The 24,557-nt window shown below is 46.6% G+C and carries 16 protein-coding genes; 4 read left to right on the top strand and 12 right to left on the bottom strand.

The annotated features are described in order from the left end of the window. Positions 1-6: 6 nt before the first annotated feature. Positions 7-1,584, bottom strand: a complete 1,578-nt coding sequence (locus VNN20_05345; GenBank protein ID HWP91601.1) for a peptide ABC transporter substrate-binding protein — start codon at positions 1,582-1,584, stop codon at positions 7-9. A 222-nt stretch (positions 1,585-1,806) separates the two neighbouring features. Beyond that, on the bottom strand, positions 1,807-2,985 hold the full coding sequence (locus tag VNN20_05340) for an MltA domain-containing protein (protein ID HWP91600.1): 1,179 nt from the start codon (positions 2,983-2,985) through the stop codon (positions 1,807-1,809). Between the two features lie 462 nt (positions 2,986-3,447). Between VNN20_05340 and VNN20_05335 the strand changes: the two genes are divergently transcribed. Continuing rightward, on the top strand, positions 3,448-4,422 hold the full coding sequence (locus tag VNN20_05335) for a DUF4136 domain-containing protein (GenBank protein HWP91599.1): 975 nt from the start codon (positions 3,448-3,450) through the stop codon (positions 4,420-4,422). A 118-nt stretch (positions 4,423-4,540) separates the two neighbouring features. Here VNN20_05335 and VNN20_05330 read toward each other — a convergent pair whose 3' ends face one another. The 6 genes from VNN20_05330 to VNN20_05305 form a co-directional block, all read right to left on the bottom strand. Further along, positions 4,541-4,819 (bottom strand): hypothetical protein, encoded by a 279-nt coding sequence (locus VNN20_05330; GenBank protein HWP91598.1) that lies wholly within the window; start codon positions 4,817-4,819, stop codon positions 4,541-4,543. A 104-nt stretch (positions 4,820-4,923) separates the two neighbouring features. Continuing rightward, positions 4,924-5,934, bottom strand: coding sequence for a MoxR family ATPase (locus VNN20_05325; protein ID HWP91597.1), 1,011 nt, complete (start codon positions 5,932-5,934; stop codon positions 4,924-4,926). After that, on the bottom strand, positions 5,876-8,713 hold the full coding sequence (gene secA, locus VNN20_05320; GenBank protein ID HWP91596.1) for a preprotein translocase subunit SecA: 2,838 nt from the start codon (positions 8,711-8,713) through the stop codon (positions 5,876-5,878). Before secA ends, VNN20_05325 begins: the two co-directional genes overlap by 59 nt. Before the next feature lie 268 nt (positions 8,714-8,981). Beyond that, the gene (gene smc, locus VNN20_05315) at positions 8,982-12,512 is read right to left on the bottom strand and encodes a chromosome segregation protein SMC (protein HWP91595.1); all 3,531 of its coding nucleotides are present in this window, start codon (positions 12,510-12,512) and stop codon (positions 8,982-8,984) included. A 101-nt stretch (positions 12,513-12,613) separates the two neighbouring features. Further along, positions 12,614-14,995 (bottom strand): DnaJ domain-containing protein, encoded by a 2,382-nt coding sequence (locus VNN20_05310; GenBank protein HWP91594.1) that lies wholly within the window; start codon positions 14,993-14,995, stop codon positions 12,614-12,616. Positions 14,996-15,022: 27 nt separating this feature from the next. After that, positions 15,023-16,621 (bottom strand): peptidylprolyl isomerase, encoded by a 1,599-nt coding sequence (locus VNN20_05305; GenBank protein ID HWP91593.1) that lies wholly within the window; start codon positions 16,619-16,621, stop codon positions 15,023-15,025. 223 nt (positions 16,622-16,844) lie between these two features. Here VNN20_05305 and cofD point away from each other — a divergent pair, with 223 nt between their 5' ends. Beyond that, positions 16,845-17,774 (top strand): 2-phospho-L-lactate transferase, encoded by a 930-nt coding sequence (gene cofD / locus VNN20_05300; GenBank protein HWP91592.1) that lies wholly within the window; start codon positions 16,845-16,847, stop codon positions 17,772-17,774. 330 nt (positions 17,775-18,104) lie between these two features. On the opposite strand, the gene VNN20_05295 is transcribed toward cofD, so the two are convergent. Beyond that, positions 18,105-18,686: a hypothetical protein gene (locus tag VNN20_05295; protein HWP91591.1), complete on the bottom strand. Its 582-nt coding sequence runs from the start codon at positions 18,684-18,686 to the stop codon at positions 18,105-18,107. A gap of 195 nt (positions 18,687-18,881) precedes the next feature. On the opposite strand from VNN20_05295, the gene VNN20_05290 reads away from it, so the two are divergent. After that, positions 18,882-19,889, top strand: a complete 1,008-nt coding sequence (locus VNN20_05290) for a BtrH N-terminal domain-containing protein (GenBank protein HWP91590.1) — start codon at positions 18,882-18,884, stop codon at positions 19,887-19,889. Positions 19,890-20,174: 285 nt separating this feature from the next. Then, a complete protein-coding gene (locus tag VNN20_05285; protein HWP91589.1) occupies positions 20,175-20,852 on the top strand; it encodes an HAD family hydrolase in 678 nt (225 codons plus the stop codon). A gap of 99 nt (positions 20,853-20,951) precedes the next feature. On the opposite strand, the gene VNN20_05280 is transcribed toward VNN20_05285, so the two are convergent. The 3 genes from VNN20_05280 to groL form a co-directional block, all read right to left on the bottom strand. After that, positions 20,952-21,518, bottom strand: coding sequence for a hypothetical protein (locus tag VNN20_05280; protein ID HWP91588.1), 567 nt, complete (start codon positions 21,516-21,518; stop codon positions 20,952-20,954). Beyond that, positions 21,518-22,654, bottom strand: a complete 1,137-nt coding sequence (locus VNN20_05275; GenBank protein HWP91587.1) for a DNA double-strand break repair nuclease NurA — start codon at positions 22,652-22,654, stop codon at positions 21,518-21,520. Before VNN20_05275 ends, VNN20_05280 begins: the two co-directional genes overlap by 1 nt. Positions 22,655-22,988: 334 nt before the next feature. Continuing rightward, positions 22,989-24,557 (bottom strand): chaperonin GroEL (groL, locus tag VNN20_05270; protein ID HWP91586.1); only part of this gene is annotated, 1,569 nt, incomplete at its 5' end.

Genomic DNA, 24,557 nt, shown 5'->3' with positions numbered 1-24,557 from the left:
ATCCAATCAGGAACTTCTATCCAAAAAATGGACTTTATAGAAGAGGACTAGTCCTAGGGGGTCCGGGTCAAGCCCGGCAACATAGGGCTTTATCATACTCTGCTGGACTGAGGTAAACATAGGCGCGATGGGGACATCGACCTCGGTTAATATTCTCTGAGCCTCTCTATACATGGCAATTCTCTTCTCCGGGTTTTCCTCCTCGGCAGCCCTTTCTACAAGCTCGTCATATTTAGAGTTACACCAGTGGGTCTCGTTGTTGCCGCTTGCACACTCGAAAAGGTTCATGAAATTGTGCGGGTCCGGGAAGTCTGCCCCCCACCCGTGGCGAAAAATGTGAGGGGGGTCGGTATCGAGTGTGCTCAGAAACACCTTCCATTCCTGGTTATCCAGCTCGATTTCCACCCCCAGGTACCTTTTCCACATACTTTGCAGTGCCTCTGCTATTATTCCGTTGTTACCGACGTCCGGATATAAAAAGGTCACCTTGGGAAATCCCTTTCCGTCCGGATATCCGGCCTGGGAAAGCCAGGCCTTAGCCTGCTCCGGGTTGAACTTGATCCCGATTTCCGGGTCATAACCCAGCATCCCCTGCGGGATCCAAGAGGTTGTAGGAATGCCAGCTCCCTGGATGAGCTCGGCAAGGCTGGACCGGTCTATGGCCGCGGAAAAGGCACGTCTTACCAATGGGTTGTCAAAAGGCGGTTTTTTAATGTTGAAGGCGATGTAATTCCCCCTGAATTGAGGCTCTGTCTTGAACTCCGGCGATAGCCTCAGCCGAGGCACCTCGAGAGGCGGTATGCCTCTTCCATCTATAAAATCCAATTCCCCGCTCTCGTAAAGAGCGAGTGCCGATGTTGGATTTTCATTCATTATCATGTCTACCCTCTCCACCCGGGGTTTTTCCCCGTAATACTTCGGGTTTCTGGTGAGCACCATTCTTTCATGGTGTCGCCAGGACGATAGCGCAAATGGGCCGAGGGTGACTATGTTTTCCGGCTCGGTCCACCTGATGCCGTGCTTTTCCACGACGTCCTTTCTCATGGGGAAGGTGGACATGAAGGTTAGAAGGCTGAGAAAATAGGAAGCAGGTCGTTTAAGTTCTACCCGAAGTGTATGTTCGTCAAGTGCTTTTACACCGATTTTATCCGGGCTGTTTTCTTTTCCGCTGTTATACTCTTCGGCTCCCTTTATATCGAATAGAAAATAGGCGTAATCGGCGCCGGTACTAGGACTAAGGAGGCGCTTCCAGGAGTACTCAAAGTCTTGAGCCTTGAGCGGTACTCCGTCGGTCCAAATGACATCCTTTCGGAGATAGAAGGTAATAGTCTTCCCGTCATCGCTTATATCCCATTTCTCTGCCAGAGCGGGCTCCGGCTGGTAACCGTCTCCAAACCTGGTGAGGCCCTCCATTATGTTATTAAGTACGGTGAACGAAGTGCTGTCTGTAGCCAAGGACCAGTCTAGGGTGGGTGGCTCGGCCCCGATATTTATGTTAAGGGTATCCTTCTGCAGTAAAGACTGCGAAGAGACGTCCTTTTCCTTCCCCTTGCAGCCTAAGAGAAGGAAAAAGACCATCATCATTGTGACTGGCCACTTCACCATTACTAATATTTACATAAACCGGCAATCCTTGTCCACTGCTTTTTTATCCTTCTAAGAAAAAGACGAGACTCCATCGGATTTGGGATGTCACTTCAGCTGTCGAGATAGCAAAGCCAGTCTTGACGAACAACGACAGGGAAGGTTATGGAATCTTGTATTAAAGTGAATCGGAAATAATTCTTCCATTCTTTTGTTTAGCAATTAATTCTTTAAAAGCTCCTTAAGAAATTCACCTTTGGGTACGAGATAATACAAACGCCCTTGATTCTTCATAACACCTGCATGTCGTCCGGCTTCTTTTCCGCTTCCCCAATAAAGGTCCACCCGATAAGGACCGTTTATAGCTCCCCCGGTATCCTGGTCTAGGACAAATCGAGAAGTCGGCTCCCATCTTGAAGGAGCGGTCGAAGCTTCGTCCTCAAACACCGGCTTCGAGAATTCCATGAATGCCAGAGCACCTTTGGGGAAAAGGCTTTGATCGGTAGCAATCGTCCGTCCGTCCACTACCTCCGTACCCAAAGAGGTAATCAGCTTTCCTTCTAGCCTTCGGAAGAAAACATAGCTTGGATTCTTATTCAGAATCCTCCTCATCTTGTCTTCGGGCAATTGGCGTAAGTAGACGTCGATTGCCTGCATACTCATCTTTTCTCCAGGGATCAAATCCAGCAAATATTTACTGATGGGGATGAATGGGTGGCCATTTTTTGCGGAATAGCCTATTCGAACCTCTTCGCCGTCTTCAAACCTTACCGTTCCCGACCCCTGAACATGCAGAAAAAACGCATCGATAGGGTCCACCCAGGCCAATTCCAGATTCTGTCCCTCCAAAACTTGCCTGCTTTCGATTTCCTCCCGTGTATAATAGGGCATTACAGTTGAAGCACCACCCCTTTCCGATGGGATTAAACGGCCCCTCAAGATACCAAGCTGAGATGTCTGATTAAGCACCTGGTCCTTAATCGGAGAGAGGATTTCCACGCCTTTAACAAATTCATCCAGGCGAATGTTTACTAAGTCAGGCGGAACCGAGTAAAGGGCCTGAGAATACCGGGATGTTTTCGTCTTAGACCCTGGTATAACCGGATGAAAATAAGAGGTTATTAGCACTTCACCCCACTTATCCTTCCCATACACTTCGTAAAAATCAAAGTTATTAACCACGGTCTCCATAAAATCTTCTCTTGATGCACCGGACTCGATTTGTCCCACTAGGTAATCAAGAGCCTTAATATAACTATCTTTCGATACCGCTTTGGGGCCGAAGGTTAGCGATTCAATCTTCAATCTATTCAACCGCTCTATGTTTTCTTCAATCCCCTTTGCCAACTGGTCCAGGGGAAGGTCATCGGTAAGGTTTTTGGGTGGTGAAGCCAATCGCATGGCTTGGTGAACCCCTTCAATAGGAGCTCTTCCACAAGAAGCTATTGAAACGAGGAGACACATGATGAACAATCGGACGGTTATAATACGCATTTCTATTATTCTACTAATGTGCATCCAGGACACAAGATAGGAAAGAAGGACAACTTGCCTACTTCTGATTTAAAGATTCCTTGCTAAACCCGTACCGTTCAAGCACTAAGGAGAAAAAGTTCGGAAAAAAATGTTAGGTGATAAGCGTTCGGTGTATCCCAAAAGCTATTTTTGCTTTCCCATGCCTTTACCGGTTGTTGTGGTAGAATTTTGTCCCGTAATAATTTTCTAAACCTGCATTAAAAGTTCACGCTCGATTTTAGCGGGAATCTAGGTTTTGTAGAGACGAATTGCAATGCGTCTCTACAATAGATGGCCAACAAGAACAACAAATCGTGCTGTTTAAGTATGCAAGCGGGAAAATAAACAATGTTGCAAGTATTTACAACGAAAAGACCACTAGTAATTTCGGGTTATTTGTTTTTAGGGATCATTATTCTGGTTGCTTTGGTATATGGTCAAAGCGCCTCTTCCAATTTTGAGGAGGAACCTACCAAATCTCCATCCGAGGCCGTTTTCATAAGAAACCCAAATTTTATTATAGAAACCCCGGTCCGTTTCGCCTGGCTGCCCGAATCGATTAACGCTTACTACTTGGCCGGTTTAACCGCTGGCCCAAAGGATTTTCCTTCACAGAATACGATTCAAAAAGCCATAACTAAACGCCTAACCCCTCATGGTTTTGAATACGACAAGTCAGCATATTCCGGTAAAGCCGTATTCGACCGGGAAAAAAAGGGGACAGAGATGAAACCAAGCGACCTAATCTTAGTTAAAAACTGGGCTTGGGCTGCCAACTTCGGAGCGAGCGGACTCTTGAGGGAGATTACTCTGGAGAATAAAGGGAGTCAGGACGTCAGAGATTTGAGAATCAAGGTTGGCTATCTGGGCACAGCGAGAGAAAAAGAAGGATACTGGGGGCCAACCAGCATTTTTGTCATTCAAGACTTGCTTCCGGCAAATAGCGAGAAAACATTCAAGAATATAAATATTGGATTCCGTCACCCTGATGGGATAAGAGAAAACATGAGCGTTTTAAGCGCAAAAACCATAACCCATGATTTATTGATCGGCTATTATCTGGTGCCCGTAAATGCCATTAATGACCATGACTTGAATAAGACATACAACATTACCGAAGCCGGGCAGGAAAATGATATTAACAACGAATACAAAAAGGGTACGTTAATTATCGACGTGATAGACGCCGAAACCAGAGTACTGGTCTGGCGGGGGGCAATGCAAGCCCTACCGAGTTTTGATAGCTCGGATTTCATGAAGCAAGAGAAAATTAATCTCGCAGTAGAAAAATTGATTATCAATTTTATCAGGCCGACTAAATAACGGATTCCCGCTGAACGCGTGCGGGATTGATGAACTACACCACACCATATACATGCTTAACCGGAAATGTTCGATGTGCTGGGTTTGTATCCGGCCGTGGAAGCCTATTTAAAAAACTTCAGCTTCTTATACTATCTTTTTTCTCGATTACCTCGTACTCATCCTCTCTGAGCACTATGGTGCGGCCGTCGTCCTCTACGTGCTTTGTCTCAATCTTTTTAGATGAGAGAAAATAACGTAGTGCCAAAAATCCAATGGCAACGGCACCGATAACGACACCGATGAAAAGACCCACTAGGGCAAGGAGGCTAAAGGCAATCAACCCGAGTAAAACAAGCGGGAAGAAATAAAAGGGCAGCTTTCCTTTATAAAAATAGATTTTACTATCTATGCTCATCTCTCTCTCTCTCTAGACTTTAAGTCTAAAAGTTAAAAATAACAACAGGAACGCATGTATGCGTTCCTTACAAATATATTACTGATGATAAACTCAGCTTCAATCTAAATAGGTACTTTTACTCTTTCCAGGGCTTCTTTGATTGACCCTTCTCTTCCATTTCCCATTAAGCCGTCATGCTTCAATATGACCCGATGCGCAAGAACAGGTATGGCCATCTCCTTCACATCATCCGGGATGCAGTAACTCCTGCCCTCGATAAGGGCGTGTGACTGGGCTGCCCGTTTTAAGGCTATCGCTCCCCGGGGGCTTACCCCCAGCTCAAAAAGCTTTGGATTCCTGGTCTCTTTTATTATGGATAATATATAGTCCAGGATGGATTCATCGATCTTTACCTTTTCCACCATACCCTGGAGAAGGAGCACCTCCTCCCGGGATATTACCGGCTGAATTCCGTCCCAGGGGTTTGCCGGGCTAAACTTTGATAGAATCTCCTTTTCACTCTCGTAATCAGGATAGCCTATGCTTATCCTCATCGAGAAACGGTCCAGTTGGTTCTCGGGAAGGGGAAAAGTGCCCTTATATTCAAACGGGTTTTGTGTGGCGATTACCATGAAAGGCTTAGGGAGCTCGTAGCTTTTGCCGTCTATAGTTATTCTGGATTCGTTCATGGCCTCAAGAAGGGCGCTCTGCGTCTTGGGTGTGGCCCGATTTATTTCATCGGCAAGCACTATGTTCGCGAATATGGGGCCGGGCTTGAAGTTAAACTCCCCGTTTTTCTGGTCAAACACGGATACGCCGAGGATATCAGACGGGAGCAAGTCGCTCGTGAATTGAACCCTCTTGAAAGAAATGGCGGTGGACTTGGCCAAAGCCTGAGCTAGTGTAGTCTTTCCAACACCGGGTATATCTTCGATCAGCATATGTCCTTGAGAAAGAAGCCCTACAATAGAGGTCCTCACTACCTCCGGCTTTCCCTTTATCACCCTCTGGATATTTTTTTCTAGGCTCTTAATTTTTGTAGAAAGCTCTCTGGATTCCAATACTCTTTCTCCTTTATGCAGCACCGCAGCACTTTTTATATTTCTTTCCGCTTCCGCATGGGCAGGGGTCATTTCTTCCCACCTTTTGTTCGCGCCTCACCGGTTTTTTTCTCTCCTCCTCTTCGCCCCGGCTGAGGACCATACGCTGTTGCTCGAGCCTTCTTCTTCGTTCCAGCCGCTCCATGTCTAGGTCGCTAACCGGTCTTACCCGGAATAGCTTTTCGCATACATCTTGATTGAAACGATTCATCATGTCGGAAAACATTTCGTAGCCCTCTTTTTTGTATTCATAAAGCGGGTCCTTCTGGGCATAACCCCTAAGCCCGATCCCCTCTCTCAGGTGGTCCATGCTGAGGAGATGGTCTTTCCAGAGGTAATCAAGGGTCTGAAGCATAACGTACCTTTCGATCTGTCTCATAGTATCAGAACCTATCTCGTTTTCTTTTTCCTCGTATGACCTTATAACTCTGTCCTTTATATAGTCGATTAATTCTGCACTCTTCATGCCGTTTAGGGAGAGGCCGTCGAAATCAAGCTCCACGTTGAAACTTTGATGGATAGCTTCGCCGAGCCCCTTCAAGTCCAGGTCTTGCGCATTCTGTTTTTCGGATATGTATATTGAAGCTATATCCTGAAGCAATTCATCCGTCATCTCGTAGAGGTTTTCCTTAAGGTTTTCCCCGGCCAGTATTTCCTTTCTCTTGGTGTAAACCACATCTCTCTGTGTGTTTAAAACGTCGTCATACTCGAGCAGATGCTTTCTTATGTCAAAATTCCTGGCCTCGACCTGCTTCTGAGCATTCTCTATGGATTTTGTGATTAGCTTGGCTTCAATCGGCTCCCCTTCTTCCCACCCCAACCTGTCCATAACCTTGGAGATCCTTTCCGAGGCAAAAATCCTCATTAAATCGTCTTCGAGCGATATGTAGAAACGGGAGGAACCCGGGTCCCCTTGTCTTCCAGACCTACCTCTTAGCTGATTATCTATCCTCCTGGCTTCATGCCGCTCCGTACCGACTATATGCAGCCCGCCGAGGTCGATAACCTTCTTTTTTTCTGCCTCACAAATGGACTTAGCCTCGAGCATAGCCTCCTCGAATTGATGCGGTTCCGCCTCGTGGCTCTCCACCTTGAACTTTCTTTTTAGTATGTCTTTGGCCAGAAACTCCGGGTTTCCTCCAAGAAGAATATCCGTGCCCCGTCCGGCCATGTTTGTGGCTATGGTGATGGCGCCGACCCTGCCGGCCTGTGCCACAATCTCTGCTTCCCTCTCATGGTGCTTCGCATTCAGGACCTGGTGGTTGATTCTTAGCTTCTCTAGCATCTTGCTCAACCTTTCCGATTTCTCGATGGATGTTGTTCCTACCAGCACCGGCCTTCCCAGCGAGTTTAGCTCCCTTATTTCTTCGACGACCGCGTTAAACTTCTCTCGCTCCGTCTTGTAAACGGAATCGTTGTGGTCGATCCTTATCATCGGTTTATGTGTAGGAATCACTGCCACATCCAGGTTATAGATCTTTTTAAACTCTACCGCCTCTGTATCGGCCGTACCGGTCATTCCGGCCAGCTTCCGATACATTCGGAAGTAGTTCTGAATAGTTATGGTAGCGAGTGTCTGGTTCTCGCTCTCAATCTCTACACCCTCTTTTGCTTCTATAGCCTGGTGAAGCCCGTCGCTCCATCTCCTCCCGGGCATAAGCCTCCCGGTAAATTCATCTACTATAATCACCTTTCCTTCTCTCACCATATAGTCCACGTCACGGTGGAAAAGGTTGTGCGCCCGTAGTCCCTGAATCACGTGATGGAGGAGCTCCAGGTTTGTCGGGTCATAAATGTTACTTATCCCGAGCATTTTCTCTATCTTCGTCGAGCCTTCCTCGGTAGGAGTCACCTGACGGGTTTTTTCGTCTATGGTAAAGTCAACATCCTTCTTTAGTTTTCTAACCACACCGTCTATTTCGTAGTAAAGCTTGGTCGAATCTTCAGAGGGGCCGGAGATGATGAGTGGGGTTCTAGCTTCGTCTATGAGGATGCTGTCCACCTCGTCTACGATTGCAAAGTTATGTTCCCTTTGGACGTAATCATCTAGGGAAAACTTCATATTGTCCCTGAGGTAATCGAACCCAAACTCGTTATTGGTTCCGTAGGTGGCGTCGGCAAGATAGGCTTCTTTTCTGGAGCATTGGACCAACTTAGTTTTGAAGGCGGCAAGTGCCTCTAGGTTTCTCTCCGGGGGTATGTCCATATTTATGTACTCATTGGGCCAGACGCTTAGGTTATTCCTTACCGCCCGCTCGGCCCTTTCCGGGTCTTCCCATTCGACCAGGTATGAAACTTCGTGGTTTATAACCCCTACTTTCATTCCGAGTAATTTGTAAATCGGACCCATCCAGGTAGCATCGCGCCTGGCCAAGTAGTCGTTCACCGTAACCAGGTGAGCACCATGACCGGTTATACCGTTTAGATAAATAGGCAGAGCAGCAACCAAGGTCTTTCCTTCCCCCGTTTTCATCTCCGCAATCTTTCCCTGGTGAAGGACCATTCCGCCTATGAGCTGAACATCAAATGGACGCATCCCCAATGTTCTCCGGGACGCCTCCCTGGCCACGGCGAATGCCTCCGGAAGGATTTCCCAAAGAATATCCTCAAGTCCTTTAAAATACTCTTCTTCCTCCAGTTCCTGGGCGCCATTTAGTCTATTCTTAATCGTCTCTCTGAAATGCGCTGTCTTGTTGATTAATTCTGATGTAGGGAGTTTTATAAGCTCGTTTTCCCATTCGTTTATGCTGGATATGACGGAACGGAGTTTCTTAAGCTCTCTCTCGTTCTGAGAGCCGATAATCTTTTTCATTATATAAGAAATCATACTTTTATTAGACCTCCACGCTTAAAAAGCCGTTTAAAATTATAAGCTGAAAACCTACCCATAACAAGCAAAAAATGGCTAATTCCGGTAGGTGATTGCCGGACGGTTTCTCCGGGAGTGTTTCATAACTCCATAAATACATTGATTTTCTTGGTGAGAACTATACCTAGATATACGACGCCGAGTGTTCTGTCTTCTTTAGCTCAATAAATTGGCTTTCGATGACCGAAATTAAAGTTATGATCTTCGTGCCTCAGGCACCATTTAGCTCGACTGAAACCACTTTAGAAACGCCGGGCTTATCCGAGGTTATGCCGATTAAGGCGTTTACTGCCTGCATCGTTCGCTTGTTGTGCGTGATTATTACCACTTGAGAATCGCTGGCTATGTCTTTGAGTAGGTCCAAAAACTGGGCGGTATTGGCATCATCCAAGGGAGCATCGATCTCATCCAGTAATAGAAATGGTGCCGGTTTTACAAAGCAGGCGGAAATAACCAAGGCTATGGCGGAAAGCGCCTTTTCTCCGCCTGAAAGGAGGTTTACGGATTGAAATCTTTTCCCCCTAGGCCTAACCATCACCTCGACACCGGTATGAAGAATGTCCTCCGGGTCGGTGAGCATCAGTTTCGCCTCACCACCCCGGAAGAGCCTGCTGAAAACTTCCTGAAATTTCTTATTAATTACATCGAAGCATTCCTTGAATCTCTTTTCATACTCAGTATCAATCTTGTTAATGGCCTTTCGGAGAGAAGATAGGGCACTCACCAAATCCTCCATTTGCTCATTCAAGAACCTATGCCTTTCCTCCAGGCCCTTATACTCTTCCGGGGCTAAAAGGTTTACCGGGCCGAATCCCTCGATCTTCTCCTTAAGCTCCCGAAGTCTTGCCTCATCATGATCACCATCATGGTAATTCTCTTCCTCGGAAGCAGTTGCATCAGCGTCAGCCTGACCATCAAATTCTAGGCCCATTTTTTGTATCGTCTCTTCGCTGTGCTCCATCTCCATCTGAAGGCCCTTCAATTGAAGCCCTAGGTTGTTTGACTTCTCCTGGAGCAAATCAAGCTGGAGCCTCAACTCCTCTCGCTCGCTCTCTACCTTTTTTATATGGTCTAAAACCTCGTTTCTGCGATTTTTAGACGCTGATAGTTCCTCTTCCTTCTCCCTTACCAACGCCAGAAGGTTTTCCACCTCGCGGCTGGCATCCTCACCGGTCTTTATCAGATTGAGTTTTTCTTCCCTCTTCTTCTCGATCTCCTTGGTTTCAAGCTCTATCCTTTCCCGGATCTCCTTCAGCCGCTGATCAAGCTCGTCCAGGTCCTCTCTGATGCCCTTTTCCTTTTCCATGAGTGCGGCATTTTCTACCATGAAGTTGGTGATCTCTAACTCCAGGCGGCTCTCCTCCTCCTCCCACTTTTGTGCTCCATCTTCCAGTTCCTTGAATTTTTTCTCTAGGTCTTCTTTCTCGTCTTCAAGGGACTTGAGTGTCTCCTGAATTTCCAGGAGCCCCTTCTCCCTTTCCCCGATTTGTGATTGTACATCCGTCAGGTCAAACTCCACCACTTCCGACCTTCTTTGAGTTCTCAGGAGGTTATCCCGCAAGTTGGCTATATCCTTTTTAATCTCGACATCCCTTATCCCGAACTCGGCCAGCTCTCTTTCCAGCTGTTCCAACCTGCTTTGAAGCCTCTCGATCTCCCGCTGGTTTAGCTCTATCTCCTGGGAGATAGTATAGAGTCTCTCATCCAGTCTCGACGCTTCCAAAGATAGCTCTTCGATCTCTCTTTTTCTCTCGAACACGCCCTCTGTAGGAAACCCGCCGGAAATCGCGCCGGAGGAATCGAGCAGGTCCCCTTCCAGCGTCACGAAGGAGCTTCCCTCATCCATTTCTTCCCGAAGGGTGATCGCTTCTCTAAGCGAAGAAACCACAAAAACCCCCTTGAGCATATTCTCGATCACGTTCGAATCCATTCCCTCGACCTTTACCATCTCCCAAAGCGGTAAGATATCCTCCCCGTTTTTCTTGAAATCTCCGTTGCTCTTTTTGCTGAAATCTATCGGGATAAAGGTGCCTCTTCCAATAGACAGTTCCCGGAGGGATTCAATCGCCTTTAAGGCCTCCTCTTTTTCCTTGACCAGGACCCATTTTAATTTATCCCCAAAGGCCGCCTCTATGGCCCGCTCGTAACCTTTTGGGACGGAGATGAAGTCGGAAATCAGTCCTAAGATTTCATCTCCCTTCCTTTCCAGGAAAAATCTTCTTATATCCTCGGGCAGCCATTCGTAGTTCGATTGAATCTGCTTTAGCACGTTGAGTCTAGAATTAACCTCGTTAAGGCGTTCGCTAAGCAGCTTAGCCTCTCCCCTCGTCGATTCCTGCTTCCTGTTCATGGCAGAAAAATCGGCTTGAATATCCTTTTTTTCTCCATCGATATGTCCTCTTCGCTCTTCAATCTCCTTGTATATCAGCTCCAGTCCGGAAATTCGAGAAGACGTTTTATCTATTTCGCTCTTTACATCGTGAAGCTCTTTTTGGATACGCTCCTTTCTCGATTTAAGCTCGGTTAACTCCTTGTCATATCCAAAAGCCATTCCCTTGAGAGAACTATACCGGTCCAGAGTCCCAAAGAGCGTTGTCCTGGTAGCCTCGAGGTCGGCTCGCCCCTTCGCCACCTCTGATTTGAGACTGGAAAGAACGCTCTCCTTCTCTCTCAGTTCCGTTTCTTTGCTGGATAGGACAGCCCTGACCTCTTCCAGGTTTCTCCTCTTGAGTGTGATGTGGGTTTCTATCCTGCTCTCTTCTTCTCTCAATAAATCGATTTCCTTCTCTACCTTCTCTATGAATTCCTCGACGCTGGATGCCTCGTTTCTCAAAAGCTCCTGAAATGATTCTTTTGCCTGCAGGTCGGACTTGAGTTTATAGACCTCTTCTTCCGATTCATCGTGACTATGTTCTAACACTAGCAGTTCTGATTCCCTTTCCTTTAAAAAGGCATCTCGTTGGCTAATTTTCTCCCTGGCTTGAGAAATGTCCGCCTCTACCCTCGACTTCTCATCCAAGAGCATTTGCACTTCACTCTTCAGCCTGAAGAGCTTGGCCCTCAAGGCCCTAGATTCGAGATTCCTTACTTCTTGAGAAAGCTGTCTAAACCTCTCCGCATCCTTTGCCTGTCTTCTCAGGGTATTCATCTGACGATTCACTTCGCTTATCACATCCTTCACCCTTGTCAGATTTTCCTTTGTGGACTCAATCCGACTCTCGGTTTCACGACGCCTAGTCTTGTACTTCACCAGACCGGCGACTTCTTCGATTATGCCCCTTCTCTCTTCAGGCTTGGTGGTCAGCAAATGCTCCACCTTTCCTTGGCCTATATTGGAATAAGCCCGGGCCCCTATCCCCGTGTCCATGAACATTTCCGTAATATCCTTGAGCCGGCATGGCGTGCCGTTTATGTAGTATTCACTCTCTCCGGAGCGAAAGAGCCTCCTCTTGATCACAACCTCGTTGAAACCGTCCTTGGATACATCGGTTATGGCTAGGGAGACCTCAGCCATACCCAGCGGTTTTAATGACTCGCCGCCATTGGCGATGACTTCTTCCATCCCCTCGGCTCTCAGTCTCCGGGGGTTCTGCTCCCCCAGTATCCAGCGTATTGCATCCAGTATATTTGACTTTCCGCATCCATTAGGCCCTACGATAGCATTTATTCTGCTGTGGAAATGGATTACGGTTTTCTCGTAGAATGATTTAAACCCGATTAGCTCGATAGACTTAATTTTCATTTTAACGACAGGCGAAGATTATCATAAGTAAGTTAAGCTGTAAAGATGGAACACAATTTAATGTGTTATGATGATGGATTCATACTAGATATAGTGTTTAATTACTTTTTAAATAAACTTGACCAGAACTTCTTTTCCCTTTTCTTATCCCGGATATTGCTATCGGATTTCCGCTGCTGAAGAAGCCTGAGTTCCCTCTTGGCCTCTATGTAATTGGGATTACATTCCACAGCCCTTAAAAAAGAGGCCTCGGCCCTGTTCAGGTCCTCCATATGTTTATAAAGAGAGCCGAGGTAATAATGGTTCTCAGCCACCTTAGGGTTGATACCGATGGCTTTTTCAAGCTGCTTTTTAACATCATTCAAAATCCTATCCTTATCGATTTCACCCAAGAACCTCGCCCAGACCAGAGCCCCTAGATAAGCGGCTTCCTCCGGGTTCAAATTCACGGCCTCGAGGAACTTCTCTTGAGCCTCTCTATACCTTCTCTGATTGAGAAAAGCCTCCCCGGCCTTGTAAGCAATCTCGGCATCGTATAGAAGCTTGACCTGAGATTTAACCTTCTCTACTTCGTCCCGTGAATCATATTCCTTACGCTTGGCGTCATCATAAAGGGTTTCATAGGCAACGGTGATTTTTGTGAAGATCTCCTCCGTCCTCTCTCTTATATCTTTGTTGAGGTCAGGGTTAGCATCGGGGTGAAATTTTTTCACCAGGTTAAAATAAGCGTTTTTTATCTCTTCCTTTCTGGCCGATTTATTTATGCCCAATATCTCATAATAACTCTTGCCCTCCAAATTAGAATGGAGACTCTGAATCTCTTCTATGAGCGCCTCCTTTTTTCTCTTTTTTTCCTCCAGTAATAGCTTTTCCGAGACGTTATCCCTTGCTTCATACCCTCCCGTTGCTTCACTCATCCCTTCACTAGACGGAGTAAATTCTATTTCAACGCTCTTTCTCTTTTCCCAATCTATTTCGATATCCGGAATGTGAACGCCTTTTCTATTACTAACAATGTGCTTGCCCGTTTCTTCTCCAGCAATCTTCACGCCCTCTTCCAATCCGCCGGCCATACTCTTTCCTGAATCAAGCTTCGCGCGGGATTTCTGGTTAAATTCCATGCTTGCGGTCTGGTCATTCATCTCTTTATCTATGGATGGAGCCCCTATTGGGGTCTCTTCTGTGGTCACCCCGTAAATCTGCTGTTCTGGAGTAAGCTTGTGCACTCCGCCCTCAACCCCTGGTTCAGTAAAAGAACCTTCCATAAACGGTTCCGATTCGTCGACCTCATCCTCCAGGACGATTAGGTCCTCCGGATATATCTTGATCTCTTCATTCTTTGAATCTGCCGCTTTTTCCTTGGTTACTCTCCTAATAACTGTTTTTTTAACCTCTGGAGGTGGAACTCCCGAGACCTTGACCATGCCAAGCAGGTAGAGAAAATAAAGGAGCTTAATTGTCTCGTCCTTGGGCAGCCTGCTCATCTTCAGTATTTCACGCATGCTCTCCCTATCCTTGAGGAGCTGTATAAACCGGAGCTCTCTCGGGCCAAAGCCCAGTCTATCTATTTGGCTCTTTAGATTTGGGCTTGGTTCAACCGATGGGTTTTCGTCTCCCTTGAAGAAGATCTCTTCGATACTCTTTACTTCTATACGTCTTTTAATACCGTCATAAAGTAGCTGAGGCAGGTCTATTTGATAGGCCACCATTTTATCGGCAAAGCTACTCTCCGGCTTGAAGCTATAAGTCCCTCGTACGCAGTTGAACCCCCCTATTATCTTTTCCCTTACCTGAAGCTCTAAAAAGCTGTTCAGCTCATGAGGGGAAAGCAGGTTCATAGACACAAGGATCTCTCCGAGTCTTAGTTTTTTTTCGTTTGCCGCTTCCAATGCCTTTTCATAGTCATCTTCTTTTATCTTTCCTTCTTCTAGGAGCATCCTTCCAAGCGCCGTTTCCACCTCTCCTCCTTCGGCAAATATGGGGACCCCTTTTATAAGATAGACCCGGAGAATAACATTAGAATTTATGCTCAAAATGCCGTTTCTTTTATCTTGATAGAGTTTTGACAAGAGTAGGGGATAAGAATTCGGTTCCAGTTCTCCGCTTTCTTCTTCCCCATCCACATAAGAGCCAGGCCCCTCGTCGGTTGAGCTCGCCAAATAGGATTCGATGAGGTCAAACAAGGTATTCAACTGGTCAGGCTGTTCCAGTATAAATACCGGTTTCTTCCCTTTTTCGATTTCGGTACTCTCGGCAATATAAGCAGGTTGCAGGTATCCAGAGCCCTTTATTTTATTCATAAGAGTAGGGCTTAATGCATGTGCGGTGAGTTCGATTACGGTGAGGTCGGGGGTTTCGTAGGAAAGCTTGTCAATCCCCTCCTTATAGCTCAGGACGACCGTTACAATCAGGCCTCTTTGTTCCAGGAAGTCCTTTATAGCAAAACAGTACTCCTTATCCGAACCGATAATTAAAGTCCTCATCCGAATTAAACCTCTCTCCCCGGCTCACTATCCTTGAGGAGTAAAAAGATTCTCATTAACCACGATTTTTGATTCCTGTCTCAGCTTTTGTATCCATTCTGAGTATAAATCCCTTCTTCTCTGAGAGAGCGCCTTTTCTTTTAGCTCGGCTTTTTTCTCATCGAATTCCTGGAGATTGACTTCCTGTTTTTCTTTGAGCGATACTACGTAAAATTTGTCATCAACCACATAAACCTTGGAGGCCAGGGGGTTTTTGTCATGGAGTAAAAAGGCTTCAATCCTTAAATCGTCTGCCCCTACGCCAGGAACATCCTCTAGACGCGAAAAAAACCCAGTCTCTTCTATATCTAGCCCCTGAGACTGGGCAAGCTTATCTAATCCCCCGCCATTTGTCCTAGCCTTGTTTAGAAGCTCCTGGGCCTTTTCTCGTGCAGTCTCTTTTGCCCTCATAGATTGGATACGGCTCCTTATTTCTTCCTTCACTTCTTTGAATTCTTTCTCACGCGGAGGGATTACTTCGGCAAGCTCTATAATCCATACGTCATCGCCAACCTGAAAAAAGGTCTTTTGTCCGGGCTCTATAGCAAAAGCCCTCTCTATTACTTGGGCTGGCAGGTCGGATGAACTGTCCGTGGGCGAAAAAGGCTTGCTATTTCTAACTTTTTCTATTCCGCTACTTTCCGCTATTTTATCGAGGGGCTCTTTAATTATGGTTTTTTCGAGAGTGCTGAGCAGCCCGGCCCGTTTTACTCCCTCTCTTTGTTTCTTTAGCTTCTTCTTGATCTCCTCCCTGACTTCTCCCACGGGACGAATTTCATTATCTTCAGACCGGAATTCGTCTGGATATGCGTTATAGTAAGCCAGGATCTCGTCTTCGCTTACCTCAACACCTTTATTGAAATCCTCTGATGTAACGGTGATATAACGAATGCTCCTAAGCTCGGGTGATTTAAGGTCGGCTTTATGCTCTTCATAATACTTCTTTATATCCTCTTCGCTCGGGGAAAAGGAATCCATGAATTCCTGGGACGAGAAGCTCACGAAGTAAAGGTTAATCCTTTCGTTCTCCATCTTGAAAAGATTAAGAAGCTCTTCATTGGTTATTTTTGCTGTTTCATTCATAAAGTTTAGGAGCTTCTGAACCAGTAACTCTTCTCTGTATCTGTCCTCAAACTCTCCCACACTCTGATTGAAGGCCTGTTCCACAAAAGCCCTGTACGCCTCGGCGCCTATGAATTGTCCGTCCACCTGAAATGCCGGATTAGATACGATAGCCTCGTTCAACTCCTCGTCGGTAACCCTGAACCCGAGCTCTTTAGCCTTTTGAGACAGCAATTTGAAATCAATCAATTGGTCCAACGCCCCTCGGGCGATGAAATTAAAGGCCCACTCCGGAATTTCACCCTGCTGTCGATATTGTTTATAAAGCCTTTCCCTTGCCCTATAGAATTCTAGGAGAGGTATCTTCTCGCCGTTTACCTCTGCCGCAGTGCCCTGGGGAACACTTCCCCCGGTGCCGAAGTTACTGATACTAAATCCGAACCCAAAAACAAATGTAATAGCCAGTATTATCAGAACGCCGCGTGTAAACCAGCTCTGACTCCTTCTCAATAGTTCAAGACTCATATAAATGACGTCCTTTTGTCGTTGATATCATTTTAAATCTATATCAGTTACCGATAAGTTTCAAGAATAGGTAGATCCGGGCAGTCTCTCCAATATTTACTTGACACCTGATACCCTCGGACATATTCTAAACCTCTAACATTCAAGATTGAATTCGATTTGAATTCGATTTGGCTACAAAATCATTCCTTATCATGATTCTATTAGAAAAAAGGTTGAGCTGATGATTACTGCCCTGGGAGGAGGGGTTGGAGCGGCTAAGTTTCTGAAAGGCCTTTCCCGTGCCATCAAAAGCGAGCCGTTCACGGTGATAGTTAACACCGGGGATGATATAACCATCTCCGGGCTAAGGATATCCCCGGATATCGACACGATTATTTACTGGCTATCCGATTTCGTCGACCGGGAAAAAGGCTGGGGAATCAGGGGAGACACGTTCAACTATCTTGACTCGCTCAAAAGATTCGGCGTAAAAACCTGGTTTAAAATTGGAGACCGTGACCTGGCCACCCATGTTCACAGGACACATTTGAGAAACAGGGGGCTTACACCCTCTAAAATCACCGCCAAGATAGCCAAGGCCTTCGGAATTAACAACATAAGGATACTGCCGATGACTGACCAGGACGTAGAGACTTGGATAGCCACAGAAGAGGGAGAAATGCACTTTCAGGAATACCTGGTTAAAAAGGCTATGAAGCCCAAGGTCAGCGGTGTGGTGGTAAGGGGGGTGGAGACCGCCAGACCCGCCCCCGGAGTTATACAGACAATAGAGGAAGCCAGGGGAATAATAGTCTGTCCGAGCAACCCCATCATAAGCATCGGGCCTATATTACAGGTCAACGGGATTAGAGAAGCGTTAAGTAGAACAAATGCTAAAATAGTGGCTATAAGCCCGCTAATAGGTGGTAAGCCGTTAAAAGGCCCTGCCGACCGCCTGATGAGAGGATTGGGATTGGAAGTTTCATCAACCGGGATAGCCAGGCTCTATCGTGATTTTTTAGATGAAATGGTTATTGATGAAAAGGACGCCTTTGAATCAGGAGGAATAAGCGCAATCGGCATAAAGCCTATAATTTTTGATACGGTTATGTCAACAGACGAAAAGGCGGAAAGGCTGGCGGAGAGGGTTCTTGAACTTTTTGACCAATAACTTCAGCCCCTATACGCTTTTATTTACATCACCGGTATAGACGACAGAAACTCTCACCGGGTTGAACTGAAGAACAATATTAATGTGTTATCCTATTTGGAAGTGATACTTGAAACCTTCATCGTCCTCAGCGTGCTTATTACGAGAACCATCAGGGACTCGGAGAAATCTTCCACCAGTTAATTAAGCTTTAAGTAAGGAATGCATGCTTGTCCTCAGCAACGTCGAAGGACATGCGTGTTATCTATTATCTTTTTTGGTATTAGCTAGAATAGATATTATATCTGTCTTTATTACCCTAAATTTCCCTCATTCAAAAATTTACAGTTCTTACCCTGCTATTCCTACATCCTCAAAATCATCAAACGCACACTCTGGGGGATCGATGCAGGGTTCAAACTCGCTCTGATTGCTGTGATTTGCGGTCATGCCATACCGGTGTCCCAGCTCGTGCTTCCATAGGGGTAATTGGCCGCATCTGCCTAAACCCTCTACTGCAATAACTATCAGATCTGAATCAAAGAAATATATACCGGCGCAAATATCTTTATCCTCGGCGTCACATTCAAAGTTGAAAGGAACCACATACACCCTCAGCTCGGAAAGTGGCGGTACTATCTCTCCGCTCTCGATTTGAAAAGGCTCCGCACCTATATCCGGGCCCATCATGAACTGGCATTCCAAAAAATCCGCCGCCCTTTCATCGAGTACATCCAATATGTCCTGGGTATCTCCATCCACGTCATCACTGATGGCCACCTGCATTTCATATCCCGGTGTTATTAAATTAAAATTCTGCGCGTTTGCATCCTCTTCGCTGATATGATCCAGCCCCAGGTCTGAGCCATCAAGTTCACAAGAGAGATGAAACAGCAAAATAATGGATAAAAAAAATAAAGCCATATATTTCATCTCTTTCTCCTTAAATCAAAAATGGTGAATTATGATACCCGCTCGGCTTTATAGTCACCATAGGAAACGGACAATTTCCCTGTTTTCGGTCTCTCGGTTTCGAGTTGAAAATTATCGGCGTGCAATACGTATCTATAAAGGCACCTTAAGCAAAATAGAAGTGTCTTCTAAACGCTATGGTAAAATTATCATGACATGAAAAAGATAATCAAGAATTGGGTTCACATTCCCGGCCTTCACTGTGGCTCAGTAGCTTTAAGGGACGTAATCACCTACCACGGATACAGTTGGTCAGAGGCGATGTGCTTTGGCATCGGCGGAGGTCTCGGGTTTTACTACACCATAAGCGAAGAAATCAGCCCCTCCCGGATGATATTCCTCCGCGGCCCGGAAATGGAGCCAACCTTCTTCAGCCTCGTAGACAAGCCCACTTCATGGAAGAAAGAAACGGATGATGAAAAAGCCCTACAAATTGCAAAGGAATGGATAGATAAAGATATACCCATACTGGTCCAAACCGATGTACGTTACTTGGAATACTATAATTCCTGGACAAACTTCCCTGGGCATATAGTCTCCGTTTGGGGCTACGACGATGAGAGAGAAACCGTCTTTCTGGCCGATACCGGTTTTGAAGGGCTTCAGGCGGTTTCCTACGAAAAGTTCATGAAGGGAAGAGCCTCGAAGGCCCCATCAAACCCACTCGAAAATAATTGGTTCGAGGTTAATCCCCAAAAACCGATTAGGCCTTTATCCCAGGTCATACCGGAAGCTTTACGTGAAAATGCAAGAAAAATGACCGAAGGCAGAAAAGGGGGAAGAGGGGAGTCCGGGGTTAAGATGATAAAGCTGTGGTCTGAAGACCTTCACAATTGGTCGGAAGCGTCCGACTGGAAATGGTGCGCCAGATTTGGATATCAAGTGATAGCGAAAAGGGGGGTATGCGGCGCCGGGTTTAGATGGATCTACAGGGATTTTCTGAGGGAGGCGGAAGAAATAGTGCCTTCTTTGAGAGAACTAAAGCTCTCCGAGAGAATGGACTTAATCGGGAACAGGTGGAGCGACATATCGCTGCTTCTTAAAGAAATAAGCGAGAAAGAAAAACCCGATTTAGGTTTACTTCTTCTGGCTTCCGATAAAGCAAGAGAGTTATATGAACTTGAGGAGGAATTTTACTCAACAGCGATTGATAAGATTTCATGAATTTAGCAAAAAAGCATCTAATTAATAGATTTTCTAAAAATCTGACAAAAGGTATCGTTTCCTGAAATCTAAGATTTCTCCCGGAGTTTATCCTGAGCATAGTGAAAGAGTCGAAATGACAGAATCTCTTTGTGTTTTCGGTGCTGCAAAACTGCTTTTGTCATTCCGAACGAACGTGAGGAATCTAAAGTGGTTGCTTCGTTGGGATCTGTGGTAGTGATCAGAGGGGAGGAATCTTAGGGAACCACATCGCTCACAATGACAACCAAAAAAAGATAAATCAAAATGAAACTCATCCTCTTCGACATCGACGGAACCATTCTCCTGACCGGCGGCGCTGCCGTAAGGGCAGTAAACCGCGCTTTCGAGAAACTATTCCGGATTCCGAACGCCATGGATGGAATAAGGGCCGACGGAAAGACCGACCCGATAATCTTGAGAGAGATTTTTAATCGGAATCTGGGAAGAGACTATGAGCCGGAGGAAGCAAGCATCGTTTATAAAGAGTATGTCCTTTTTCTAGGGGAAGAAATAACCGACTCCAGTGGTTTCAAAATAATGCCTGGAGTCACTCAACTGATAAAGACACTCTCTATAGAGCAGGGTCTGACACTCGGACTGGCTACGGGGAATATAGAGGAGGGAGCGCGGATAAAGCTGAAGCGCACGGGGCTTGATTCCTATTTCAAATTCGGGGGATTTGGCTCGGATTCGGAAGAGAGAAATCAGCTAATTCGCATCGCCATCGAAAGAGGGAAAGCTCTCTTCAACCATAAAAAGGAATTTGAGGCCGCATTTGTTATCGGAGATACCCCTTTCGATATTATCCACGGAAGAGAGGCAGGGGCAAAGGTAGTGGCCGTGGCCACCGGGTCTTATTCCGCTCGCGAATTAGAAAAATACGACCCGGATTTTTTGTTTGAAGATTTCTCCGACTTTAAGAGTGTGCTAAAAATATTTTAGAATTTAGCCACAGAGAGCACAGAGGTTGTAGAGTTATTCCTTTATAATATCCTCTCCTATCACTGTGTCCTCCGTGGCAGAAACTCTATACTTTTATTTTCAAACCAAGCGTCTCAAGACCGAGCTCAGTCTCTCATAGTCGTCTTTAAAAAACCGGGCCAGGCTTTTTCCCATTCTGACCAGGTAGTCTTTGTCGAATTGTCTGGCATCCTGGGCATGGCGGAGGGAAGAGATAATCAGGTCATCGACTGGGACGTTAGGAGAGGAAATGATAGTCCTTAGAAAAAAATCCTCGGAACTGAGCAGTTCTACTTCCTCTCTTGTGCACTCGTAGACAAAATAATGAATATGCGGAGGAATAGGGGGAAGAGAGAACCTTATATTCTCTTTTTCCGAATAAGCTATGGTCAGGGAACGGAATTCCGTTTTTAATAACTCAAAAATCTCCGGCTGCTCGCGCTTTAACTCCTCCATGCTCTTACCATAAGGGTCAGGCTTTCTCCCGGGGTCTCTACTTTCGGTAATAATTTCATAGACCAATCCATATACCACCGGTTTTGAATCGGTCCTCACAAAGCAGCCGAAGGAAGGAGACTGGCCTATCCTTGGAGATCGGGCCACGAATCCCTTCGTACTCGACTCTACTATCTCGCCGACTCGGCTCATTAAATCCTGGGTATCCTTTTTGACAAACCTTTTCTGGAAACGGTAACCCTGAAATCTGACCTCACTAACCCTTCTCTTATGAGGTCAAAGAAGAAATCCCTATCTCTCGATTTTACTACTGCTTGCTCGTGCGCTTCGCTTAGAGCTACGGGATAGCCGCTGCCTTTCCTTGCCTGGTCAAAGATAACTGTATGGGTGAGGTCTAAAAGTTCCTTATCATTCGCTACCCACTTCGGTATCTCTACCCTGGCAATCTCTTCGCCAATGTTTAGATAAAAGAAATAAATTTTGTGGTCGCCATACAGGTCTAGGATTTTTGAAGAGCTTTGGAACACCGATGACCTTTCGCCGGGCTTAGATAATACCCTTGAAAATAACATCCGGTCAGTCACGCCTTCTATCGGGGAACAGGGAAGTTCAGGCAAGTCTGTATAAGGACATCTATTACAATAGCTTACCTCCTCCGGACAGAGCCCAACGCGAAGGGTGTTTATCACATCGGTGCTGCCGGGAAAACTGATGTATCCGGCTATCGGGATTCTTAAATCCTTTAATCTATCCATCACACTGATAAAAGGTTGTATGATTTCATTCTTGAAATCGGAGGGGGTTCCTTCTAGTCTCCAGAAAATTAGGGTACCGTCACAAATGGCTACCGTATTTCCCAGGTTTTTATTCTCATCCGCCAGTCTCAGCAGCTCCTGAAACTCCATCAAGGCCCTTCTTTCGGATATTACCGAGCTATCGGCCGGAATCCTCCTTCCATCCCAGATAACCAGCCGATCCTCGTCTTTATAAAAAAACTTGGGATAGGAGTTGAGTTTAGCTTTTCCCTCTTCCCCGTAGTGAAGTACTGCCGAACCGATATTGATCAGGTAGCAGGGCAGCGCTTCATGCCTGTTGGGAAATATCTGAGAGCCATCCGAAGCTATAACGGTGCAGGTTTGAGGACGAATAGGAAGGAAATAGGTATTATCGAGAGGGCCGAGAACGCCGGCCAGTAACCAGGATGTCTTACTTAGTTTTACTTTTTGGGAAAGTTCTTCCCACTTTTTTGACCTGAGTTTAAGCTCGCTCAGGGAGAGGCTTATCTTCTCTAAGGAATGCTCCTCCAAGCCCTTCTTTTCCTCGATCATTTTATTTATTTGAGGCTTCAGAGAAATGAAATTAAGCATGTTGGGTAAGATAACACGGCTTATTCGGTGATACAAGGATTTTACTATTTAGCCACGAAAGACGACCCAAGACTTCGTCGTGAGCTCAGTCGAACGATGCAAGATTCATGATGCATGATCCACGATTCATGATTAAAGAAATTTTTTCTACCGTGTATCCTGCATCGTGCATCTTATATCGTGTACCATGTCCTGCATACTGCTCATTTTCATTCTTGGTTAATTAAGAAAAGAAAAAAGCGGACATCCTCCGAAGAGAGTGCCCGCTTTTAATCCGCATTTCTAAGGTGATATATTAAAAGTCTCCCATACCGCCTGGCGGCATGGCACCAGGGCCGAGGTCATCTTTCTTCTTGGGTTTTTCGGCAACCAGGGCCTCCGTGGTCAATAACAACCCGGCTACGCTCGCCGCATTCTGTAGCGCACTCCGGGCTACCTTGGTCGGGTCCACTATCCCCGCTTCCACTAAATCACAATACTCCAGCCTGGCCGCATCAAATCCATGCGAACCCTTCCCCTCCTTCACCTTCTCTACCACTATCGACCCGTCCCATCCAGCATTGCTCGCTATCTCCCGGAGCGGCTCCTCCAGCACCTTCTTTACTATGTTCACCCCCGCTCTCTCCTCATCGTCTACCTCCGTCAGGTTGTCTAACCCCTTTATCGCCCGGATGAACGCTACTCCTCCCCCAGGCACTATCCCCTCTTCCACTGCTGCCCTGGTCGCATTCAGGGCATCCTCTACCCGGGCCTTCTTCTCCTTCATCTCCGCCTCCGTCGCCGCTCCTACCCGGATTACCGCCACCCCCCCGGCCAGCTTCGCCAACCTCTCCTGAAGCTTCTCCCGGTCGTATTCGCCAGTGCTCTCCTCGATCTGCGTCTTTATCTGTCTTATCCTTCCCTCTATCTCCGGCTTCTTCCCCGCTCCGCTCACTATGGTCGTGTTGTCCTTGTCTATTATCACCCTCTTCGCTCTACCCATATCCTTTATGCTGGCATTTTCCAGCTTCATCCCCGCTTCCTCCGCTATCACTCTCCCCCCGGTCAGCACCGCTATGTCCTCTAACATCGCCTTCCTCCGATCCCCAAATCCCGGCGCCTTCACCGCCGCACACTTGAGCGTCCCCCTTATCTTGTTCACCACCAGCGTCGCCAACGCCTCCCCCTCTATGTCCTCGGCCACCACCAATATCGGCTTACCGCTCCTCGCTACTTCCTCCAGTAGCGGTATCAAGTCCTTCATCCCCGATATCTTCTTGTCATAGAGCAGTATGTAAGGCTCGTCCAACTCCACCTGCATCTTCTCCGGATTGGTCACAAAATAGGGACTGAGATATCCACGGTCAAACTGCATCCCCTCTACCACCTCTAGAGTGGTCTCCAAACTCCTTCCCTCTTCCACCGTTATCACCCCGTCCTTCCCTACCTTCTCCATCGCATCCGCTATTATGTTTCCTATGGTCTCGTCCCCGTTGGCCGATACCGTGGCCACCTGGGCTATCTCCTTCCTTCCCTTCACCTGCTTGCTGAGCTTTCTTATCTCTCCGACTACAACCTCTACTGACTTTTCTATTCCCTTCTTCAGCTTCATCGGGTCATGCCCTGCCGCCACCAGCTTTATCCCCTCTCTGAATATGGCCTGCGCCAGTACCGTCGCCGTGGTAGTGCCGTCCCCGGCCACGTCGCTGGTCTTTGACGCTACCTCCTTTACCATCTGCGCCCCCATGTTCTCGAACTTGTCCTCAAGCTCTATCTCCTTGGCCACGGTGACCCCGTCCTTGGTAACCACCGGTGCGCCGAAGGTCTTCTCTATAAGTACGTTCCTACCCCTCGGCCCCAGCGTCGCCTTCACCGCATTGGCCAG

This window comes from Thermodesulfobacteriota bacterium (assembly GCA_035559815.1).
Taxonomy (GTDB): domain Bacteria; phylum Desulfobacterota_D; class UBA1144; order Nemesobacterales; family CSP1-2; genus DATMAT01.
Note: the sequence above shows the minus strand (reverse complement) of the source record. Positions and strands in the feature narration are given on the sequence as shown.